10 protein-coding genes and 1 pseudogene are annotated in these 9,416 nt (G+C 38.5%); 3 read left to right on the forward strand and 8 right to left on the reverse strand.

All coding sequences use genetic code 11. The annotated features are described in order from the left end of the window. Positions 1-425: 425 nt before the first annotated feature. A complete protein-coding gene (gdhA, locus tag AC058W_RS17180; RefSeq protein WP_117677032.1) occupies positions 426-1,760 on the forward strand; it encodes an NADP-specific glutamate dehydrogenase in 1,335 nt (444 codons plus the stop codon). Between the two features lie 257 nt (positions 1,761-2,017). On the opposite strand, the gene nrdR is transcribed toward gdhA, so the two are convergent. Further along, positions 2,018-2,467, reverse strand: a complete 450-nt coding sequence (nrdR, locus tag AC058W_RS17185) for a transcriptional regulator NrdR (RefSeq protein WP_117677031.1) — start codon at positions 2,465-2,467, stop codon at positions 2,018-2,020. 283 nt (positions 2,468-2,750) lie between these two features. On the opposite strand from nrdR, the gene AC058W_RS17190 reads away from it, so the two are divergent. Then, positions 2,751-3,002, forward strand: a complete 252-nt coding sequence (locus AC058W_RS17190) for a PRC-barrel domain-containing protein (protein ID WP_117677030.1) — start codon at positions 2,751-2,753, stop codon at positions 3,000-3,002. Between the two features lie 198 nt (positions 3,003-3,200). After that, positions 3,201-3,979: pseudogene (gene sigG / locus AC058W_RS17195) on the forward strand (RNA polymerase sporulation sigma factor SigG). A 140-nt stretch (positions 3,980-4,119) separates the two neighbouring features. Here sigG and AC058W_RS17200 read toward each other — a convergent pair. The 7 genes from AC058W_RS17200 to AC058W_RS17230 form a co-directional block, all read right to left on the reverse strand. Then, complete coding sequence (locus AC058W_RS17200) at positions 4,120-4,449, reverse strand: hypothetical protein (RefSeq protein ID WP_479390405.1); 330 nt, start codon at positions 4,447-4,449, stop codon at positions 4,120-4,122. After that, positions 4,442-4,678, reverse strand: a complete 237-nt coding sequence (locus tag AC058W_RS17205; protein WP_479390406.1) for a hypothetical protein — start codon at positions 4,676-4,678, stop codon at positions 4,442-4,444. The genes AC058W_RS17200 and AC058W_RS17205 overlap by 8 nt, the downstream gene beginning before the upstream one ends. 47 nt (positions 4,679-4,725) lie before the next feature. Next, complete coding sequence (locus tag AC058W_RS17210) at positions 4,726-6,042, reverse strand: CDP-glycerol glycerophosphotransferase family protein (protein ID WP_479390407.1); 1,317 nt, start codon at positions 6,040-6,042, stop codon at positions 4,726-4,728. After that, entirely contained in the window at positions 6,017-7,018 is a 1,002-nt protein-coding gene (locus AC058W_RS17215; RefSeq protein ID WP_479390408.1) for a glycosyltransferase, read from the reverse strand. Before AC058W_RS17215 ends, AC058W_RS17210 begins: the two co-directional genes overlap by 26 nt. Positions 7,019-7,043: 25 nt before the next feature. Beyond that, positions 7,044-8,243 (reverse strand): CDP-glycerol glycerophosphotransferase family protein, encoded by a 1,200-nt coding sequence (locus tag AC058W_RS17220; RefSeq protein ID WP_119244825.1) that lies wholly within the window; start codon positions 8,241-8,243, stop codon positions 7,044-7,046. Positions 8,244-8,351: 108 nt separating this feature from the next. Further along, positions 8,352-8,768, reverse strand: coding sequence for an FAD synthase family protein (locus tag AC058W_RS17225; protein WP_117677026.1), 417 nt, complete (start codon positions 8,766-8,768; stop codon positions 8,352-8,354). A 91-nt stretch (positions 8,769-8,859) separates the two neighbouring features. Further along, on the reverse strand, positions 8,860-9,416 hold a 557-nt coding region (locus tag AC058W_RS17230; protein ID WP_479390410.1), incomplete at its 5' end, for a CDP-glycerol glycerophosphotransferase family protein.

The following is a 9,416-nucleotide window of genomic DNA, read 5'->3' on the forward strand; positions in this document are numbered from 1 at the left end:
TTTGGCTTGTATGTCTCGGGATTTTGGCATATTCATGCCAAAACACCTCGCGGAATAGTGGTGTGTGAACAGTAACCTTAAAACAATAACTGCTTTCAGCTATTTAATAAAAGTATAGCATTTTTTTTCCATCTGGTCTATATTTTATATAAACTGTTTTTTCTTTCACCAGATCATGTGTCAATCGGATATTCGCAATCCGCTTTCGCTACTGGCTCATAAATGTTACAGAAATTATAGTGACCAATATCATATGGATGATTCTTAACATTTTCTCATATTTAACTTTTTTTATCAAGTCAAAATTTGTTCACAAAATTTTTATAAAAAAATTTCATTTGGCTCTTTCCATTTGTAACACTTTAGTGTATAATAACGTCGATTTAAAAATTATAACTTAAACGATCGACGAGGAGGAAATCATTATGTCTTATACTGAAGAGGTATACGAGAGAGTCGTAGCACAGAATCCAAATGAGCCTGAATTCCATCAGGCAGTAAAGGAAGTTTTAGACTCCCTTAAAGTCGTAATCGACAAAAATGAAGAAGAATACCGCAAACTTTCCATTCTGGAGCGTCTTGTTGAGCCAGAAAGAATCATTTCTTTCCGTGTTCCGTGGGTAGATGACAAAGGTGTTGTACAGGTAAACAAGGGTTATCGTGTACAGTTCAACAGCGCAATCGGACCATACAAGGGTGGTTTAAGATTCCATCCGTCAGTAAACCAGGGAATTCTTAAATTCTTAGGTTTTGAGCAGATCTTCAAGAACTCTCTTACAGGTCTTCCAATCGGCGGCGGTAAAGGTGGTTCCAACTTCGATCCTAAAGGAAAATCTGACAGAGAAGTTATGGCATTCTGCCAGAGCTTTATGACAGAGCTTTCCAAATATATCGGCGCTGACATGGACGTTCCTGCAGGTGATATCGGTGTAGGCGGACGTGAGATCGGTTATCTGTACGGACAGTACAAGAGAAACCGTGGATTATATGAAGGTGTTCTCACAGGTAAAGGTCTTTCCTATGGTGGATCTTTAATCCGTACACAGGCTACAGGATATGGTCTTGTATATATGCTTGACGAGATGGTTAAAGCTAAAAACGATACAATTTCCGGTAAAACTCTTATCGTAACAGGTTCCGGTAACGTTGCTATCTACGCTGTAGAAAAAGCTACTGAACTTGGCGGTAAAGTTGTTGCTATGTGCGACTCCAACGGATATATCTATGATCCGGAAGGAATCAAACTTGACATCGTTAAAGATATCAAAGAAGTAAAACGTGGACGTATCAAAGAATATGCTGATCGTGTTGAAGGCGCTACTTACACAGAAGGAAAAGGTATCTGGAATATCAAATGCGATATCTATCTTCCATGCGCAACACAGAACGAGCTTGATCTTGACGCCGTTAAAACTCTTATCGCAAACGGCTGCAAATATGTTGCAGAAGGTGCTAACATGCCTACTACCCGTGAAGCAACAGATTATCTTATGGCAAACGGCGTAACATTTATGCCTGGTAAAGCTGCTAATGCCGGTGGTGTTGCTACTTCCGCGCTGGAAATGTGCCAGAACTCTGCAAGACTTTCCTGGACAGCTGAAGAAGTTGATGCAAAACTTCATCAGATCATGGTTGACATCTTCAACAAAGTTGATGATGCTTCCAAACGTTATGGAATGGAAGGCAACTACGTTGTAGGTGCTAACATCGCAGGCTTTGAGAAAGTTGTAGATGCTATGAAAGCTCAGGGTATTGTTTAATTTTTAATTCGTTAACTACCCCATAAAAAATACACATAAAAAGTCGGTGGAATTAATTCTGCCGGCTTTTTATAATGTAAAAATATACTCCATTTTTCATCTGTATTTTGGATATTTCCAAATAATTTGTCAATCGGATATTCGCAATCCGCTTACCTGTAATATAAAAACTGCTGTCTGATATATGCGGTCTTTCCCCCGCTATCTCAAAACAGCAGCTATCTTTTTTTTCACAGCATCTGATCAATATTAATGTGTTAATTCATAAACTTCTTCAGTTCATCCATAAATGTACTGACATCTTTAAATTCTCTGTACACTGATGCGAAACGTACATAAGCAACCGCATCCAGATCTTTGAGATGATTCATCACGATCTCTCCAATCTTTGTGCTGGAAATTTCTTTTTCTTCCGTATTAAAAATTTCCCCTTCGATGGCATCCATCATTTCTTCCACTTTATCTATAGATATCGGTCTTTTATAGCACGCTCTCAGAATGCCTGCCTGAATCTTGGCACGACTGTACTGCTCTCTGTTCTGATCTTTCTTGATCACCGTAAGCGGAATACTCTCCACTTTCTCATATGTAGTAAATCTTCTGCCACAGGCATCGCATAAACGGCGGCGGCGAATAGAGTTTGTATCCTCTACCGGTCTGGAATCAACTACTCTCGTGTTATCCTGATTACAAAATGGACACTTCATAGGACGTCCCCCCTTTTTAAGTCATATCACGTTTTCTGTGAGATTATGTTGTATAGCTGTAACTATTCAGCAGTCTACTATCCCATGAGATATTTTCACATAGAAACATGGTACTGAACAGTTATGTATGAGTTTATTATACTGTATTTCTATTTGAAGTGTCAATAAAAGGACTTGCATAAATTTTCGCAAAAATACATAAATTGTTATCAGATAACGTTACTGTTCATTTCAATCTCGGTAACGGATAACTCTTTGTATTCAGAAAGGATCTTCCAATTCTATGAGAATCTGCGAATTAAAGCAAAAAGAAGTAATCAATACCTGTACCTGTCGAAGTCTTGGATGTCCTGTTGATATAGAATTCGACTGCAAAACCAATCGTCTGACAGCTTTGATCGTGCCTGGTCCCGGAAAACTGTGTTGTCTTTTTGGACATGACAGCGAATATCTCATTCCCTGGGAATGTATCTGCCGAATTGGTGATGATATTATTCTTGTGGAGATTGAAGAAGAAAAATGTTTACATAAATAACCATATATCCACACCTGCTGCGGCGTCAGGCGGATATAGCGATATGCTTTAAGCCTTTACTTTGTCAAGGGGCAATATTTTTTATATTTTCCAGTTAAAAGTATAATTATTCTCCATCTGAGAATCATTCTTACTGAAACATTATCAGGTAAATTTTACTGTTTTACGTTTAAGGATAATAAGGAGGATTCAAAAAAGATGGCACTGAACAAAGTAGAAATCTGTGGAGTCAATACGGCGAAACTTCCTGTTCTTAATGCAGAAGAAAAAGAAGAACTGTTCAGCCGTATCAAAAAAGGTGATGAACAGGCACGTGAATTATACATCAAAGGAAATCTGCGGCTGGTCCTCAGTGTGATACGAAGATTTCAAAACAGCAGCGAAAATGCAGATGATCTCTTTCAGATCGGCTGTATCGGCCTGATCAAAGCAATCGATAACTTTGACACAACTCTACAGGTAAAATTTTCAACATATGCCGTTCCCATGATCATTGGAGAAATCCGAAGATACCTAAGGGATAAAACAGCATTCGTGTAAGCCGCTCTCTTCGCGACATTGCATATAAAGCGATCTATACCCGCGAAACTTATATGAAACAGCATCTTAAAGAACCGACAGTCACCGAAATTGCACAGGAAATCGGTATCGAAAAAGAAATGATCGTATACGCTCTGGACGCGATTCAAAATCCGGTAAGCCTCTTTGAACCGGTTTATACCGAAGGAGGAGATACTCTTTATGTTATGGATCAAATCAGCGATACCAAAAATAAAGAAGATCGCTGGATTGAAGATCTGTCTCTCAGGGAAGCCATGAAGCGTCTAAGCAAACGTGAAAAACATATCATAGAACTGCGCTTTTACGAAGGAAAAACTCAGATGGAAGTGGCTCAGGAAATAGGCATCTCCCAGGCACAGGTCAGTCGCCTGGAGAAAAATGCCTTAAAATCCATGCGCAATTATCTGCGCACCTGAAAGTTACTGTTCACTCCGTTTTCAGTAGCACCCGAAAAGCTTTATCATATTTTCCTGTCATCAGAAATACTACAAAAAAATTTCTATAATATAAAAAGCAGTCCAGTAATTTATACTTACCAGACTGCTTACATAATTTTTTAAAATTTCAGAACTTCCTGCCAGTTTTCTATGTCATATATCTGCTTCACATCCAGTGCACCAGACATTGCAGGGAAAAACTTCTTCATATCTGTAAATACTACAGCATAGTCAAACTTTGACATTCCCAGTATTCTTCGAAGCTCACGCTTATAGAAATCAAGAAGCATCTCAGGCACTTCTGTTTCCTCTGCTTTCATGAACTTCTTATGGCATACATATTCCTCATCTGTAGCAGGATAAGAACGTTTCCAGTATAATACCCTCACTTCTTTTGACAGTTCATTCAATTTCTTTGCAGATTCCTCTTCCTTTGCGCCATTACCCAATCAGAGTGACATCAAAATGTTCAAAATCTACTTTGTTCAGGAATTGATAAAATGCCGTTGTCTCAGGTGCATCACTAAAATCACCTGCATATACCAAAAGTTTTACTTTATCTGTTTTATTCAGGTATACCGGATTTACCGGTTCTTTTCCGTCAAACATCACATCAACGATTCGTCTGCAGACATTTCCGTCATCTCTTGGAACATATCTGTACTCTGGCTTTCGCATATTTCTCCTGATAAGAACTTACTGCTGCCGGAATATCTTTGAGCAGCTCACCCAGTTTCTGCCGGCGAAGATACCGCCGGTCCCGGAAGATTGTCAAATCCATAATATAATCCTCTGGAATCTTCAAAGTTTTCTGCATCAGGCACATAGAACAGAATCGGGTTCCCTGTCAAAGCACCGAAAATCGTAGAAAACACTGGAATAATCAGAAAGAAAGCACATCTGTTAACAGACAAAATCTCATTGGTATCCATTGTAGCAGGGATAAATTTCGCCTGAGCATCTCCCAGTTCCACCTGATTCTCTTTCAGATAATGATATACGATCTGATGAAGTTTAACCAATACCTGATACTCTTTTGTATCTATGCTGTTTTCTATGATCTGAATCAGTTTATATACGTCCTGTAAGTCTGTATCCGGCTGACCATACTGCTCACCTCTCCATGTCGGAGCATAAAGGATTATTTTTTTATCCGCTTCTGCATTTACGCCATAACTTTGAAGTTTCCGAATAATTTCTGCGCGATTATTCTCAAACAGTTTATCATTGCGCGGGAAGCCTTCTTCAAGGATTGTTCCCTCATACAGATTCTGCATTTTATAAGAATTCTTATATGCCGTCTCAGTCATGTAAGGGCCTGAAGAAACAATATAATCTGCACTGAGAAGATTTCTTGCTGTATTTCCCTGAGAAATATTAGCTCCCGGAATATCAAATCCCATGTTCTTTAACGGAGTACCATGCCAGGTATCGATCAGCACCTGTCCTTCTCTCTTAAGGAAATAACTTGGGAAACTTACATTATTTACCAGATATTTTACCGTTGCAAGATCTTTACAATATTCCTTTGACTTATATTTTACAAATCTTACATTTGGATATTTCTCGTATTTTTCAATCTGCTTCCTGTTGTCTTCAAAATCATCTAAAACCCAGATATGTGTATAATCCTGATACTCTTCTTTTTCCAGAAGGTACAGGAAAAGAGCATACGGATTACAGATCATTCCACGTCCGCCAAACGCTTCGTAAAGAATGGTTTTATCCCTTAGCTGATATTCCTTTACAAATTCAGCATAACTGGTTCTCAACGGATATTTTTCCCTGCATTCAAGAATCTTCTTTTCATTCTTCTGATAAAATGTCTCAATTCCCATCACACGGTTGAAAAGACGGTTCCATTCTTTGACAGCTTTTTCAATTGCAAAATCTTCTGACTTCCAGATTGCATTTCTGGACATTTCCCTGCGAAGCTCTTCGTCATGGGCAAGTTTTAACATTGCATCTGTAAATTTCTTTGTATCAAAAGCTTCCGGCAGGTATCCTGTCTTTCCATCATCTATGATCAGATCCGATCGCACCTGTATGGAATGCGATAACCGGAAGACCAAACTCAAAAGCTTCCATGATAACCATCGGCCACCCTTCCCATCTTGACGGAAGAAGGAAAATAGATGAATTCAGATAATATTTCTCCGGTTCATTGGTATAGCCAACAAAGTTAACTCTGTCTTCAATACCACGTCTTTTGGCATCTGCCACGATCTGGTTCCAAAGATCACCGGCTCCGATAATATCTAACTGCCATTCGTCATCCTGTTTGCAGAATTCCTCAAAGGATTCCATCATCAAGTCAAGACCCTTGGCATATACGAAACGGGTAGCCATAAGAAAACGCTTGGATTTTGGATCACATTTGCGTTCGCTTACGAAACTTCTCGGATTGATTTTAACCTCTGTATCAATATCCAGGAATTTCTTATAATCGCGTTTATCATAATCACTGAGGACGATATATCTGTCCAATTTGGGCAGATATTCCTGAAGCAGACATTCCTGTTTCCAGAATACAACATTAGGCACATCCAGATATCCGGCATAGCAGTTATGCTGCCAGCCAATCGTCTTTGCATTCAGTTCCGGTGCCAGCATACCAAGGCGAAGACTCAGACCGGCAGTTGTAATAATGATATCATAGTTCTGCTCATTTAAATACTTCACCCATTTTTCCCTGGTCTTCTTAGGGAAAATCGCATCTGCCAGGATATCGTTAAATCTTTCTTTATTAAAAATTCCATATTTCGCATTCAGTTTCTGAACAAGATAACGCCAGCAGAAAGCCGGTGTATGATGGCGATTGACAAATTCACTGTTGTCAATAAAGTCCACTTTGATATCTTCGCTCATATGGTACATATTGCGGTCTTCTTTAAATCTATCCTGGTATATCATGATCGTTACATCGTGTTCTTTTACAAGTTCATTTGCAAGGAGTGTGACAACTCGCTTAGTTCCGCCAAGATCAAATATCTTAGTACACCAAATACATATTTTCATTTATCTTTCTTCTCCTGTTATGGCTTTACATAGTGATGTTAAAGTAATCCAGTACACGCTGACAGTAATTATCGCACACATTATGTGTTTTCGCTCTTACACTGGCACGCTGTTCCTTATACTTATCATTTCCATTCTTGATATCCAAAATAAAATTCTCAAAATCTTGCATATTGTACATATGTTCACCAGGCATATATTCCAGTGGATCATCAAATACCCATCCTCTGGACTCTGTATAAGCTTCATAATCATCCAGTGTGAAGCCCAGTGGTCTGTCCAGAAGCAGATAGTCAATCGCAACAGATGAATAATCTGAAACAAGCGCATCTGAGCAGTTGATGAATTCATAAAGCTGTAATTCGTTATCAGCAAGATCTTTATTTTCCAGATAAACAATATTTGTAAGAACATTCTCACCAAAATCATACGGAATCTGGAGATAATGCTTCTTGATAACGATCAGAATATGATTTTCCTTACAGAAATTATTCAGTTCAAGAAGTTTGTCTGCATCGTCAATAATCGGAATATTAAATTCATTATTCAATGTTTCCTCATTGAGACGTTCGCTGGAAGCATGTCTGTATGTCGGCATCCAGAGAATCATTTTCTCACTGTTCGTTTCTTTCAGCAGCTTCTCCTTAAACTCGTCTGCCTTTTTGCTTCCTCTGAGCATCATATCATAACGCGGGTATCCAAAAGAGAGAAGTTTCTTGGAAGTACATCCAAAGAATTCCATCTTTGTTTTAATAAAGATATCTCCGGGAACCAGACAATAATCAAAAAATACCTTACGTCCATTTTTATTTGCCTTATATCCGCATCCATGCCAGAGATCAATAAAGAGCTGATTTCTTCTTGACATTCCAATCCAGTTAAATGCCTGAGTATAGAAAATATATTTGGATGTCAGAGCATATTTATACGCTTCTGCTCTTCGGATTGTAGAACCTTTCTTAAAGTTTCTTACGAATTTCACATTCTCTACGGCATATTCTTTATATTTTTCCGGCTCATGAACCAGCCATATGATTTCGTATTTTTTGTTGTATCCATTTTCAACCAGATAATCAAACAGTGCACGACCATTATCCGTAAAATCATCATTTGTCTCAAAAAGCATTCTGTTTTCTATTAATGCCGGTGGAAACTTCTTCATACGTCTGATCGTACGTCCATCATAAATTCCATATGTGATGGTTGCCCACAATTCAGAAAGCATTGCTTTTTCTGCCCTTTTGGGCTTTTACTTTCTGGATTTTTTTTGCCGCATTTTTAATTTTCTTTATTTTCTTCTTGACTTTCTTCTGGATTCCCATATAAACACTCCTTAAAACTCTTTTAATTTTTCACGAAGCATGGTTGATGAAGTATCTTTCGTATATGGAAGATATACAAGCTTTGCTCCGAGTGCTTCCATCTCTTTTCCTGTTTTTTCCCAGCGCTCGTTACCTTTCCAGTCATCTCCGATATAGATCTCATTGAATCGTATTTTTTCCCATACTTTTTTCTTATCCAGAGTTGTAGTAACAATTACCTCATCTACATATTTGATCGCACGAACGATCTCCGCTCTCTCTTCCAGCGGAATGATTGGTCTTTTATGTTTATATGATTCCACCAGATCATCAGCATTTACACCAACGATCAGATAGTCACAATGACGTTTTGCGTTTTTGATGAGATTTAGATGGCCAATATGAAACATATCAAAAGTTCCCTGTGTGTATCCAATTACCTTTTCCATAATGTTCTCCATTTCTTACATTTTTATTGCATTTTTCAAACACGTTCTAAGCTATTACTGATGATGTCTTCAACCGATAAATCATAGGACTTTATAATTTCAGAAACTCTGCCAATGCCTTAGAATAATTTTCTTTGACAGGCATCTGATGCATAACCGGAAGCAATTTTCTTCGTTCTTCCCGGTACAGGTCCTTTTCTCCTGACACATGTACAGCAAATTCCTCCAAACCTTTAAGATCATAAATTTTCTCGCCTGGCATATATTCCTGTGGATTCTCAAATACAAAGCCTCTGGTCTCTTTATATTGCTGCATATCTGACAGCACAAAAGCCAGTGGCCGATTCAGCAGCATATAATCGACGGCTACCGATGAATAATCTGAAATCAGTCCATCACTGGCGCTGATCAGTTCATACAGCTGTATTTCTTTCTGATCCAGCATTTCCTGATTCACAAAACGAATATTCTCAAAAGCATCCTCTTCTATGCCCCATTCTTTCTGCACCGGATGTTTCTTGATGATAAGCAAAACATTCAAATGTTTCAGCGTCTTATCAAGATGTCTCAGCTCTTCTTCATTCTTAAATCCCGGCAGTGGAAACGGAAGTTTGATCTTACTTTCTGCACTGTCCAGAACTTCACTGT

It is taken from the genome of Blautia sp. CGZ-1-C1, from assembly GCF_056504575.1.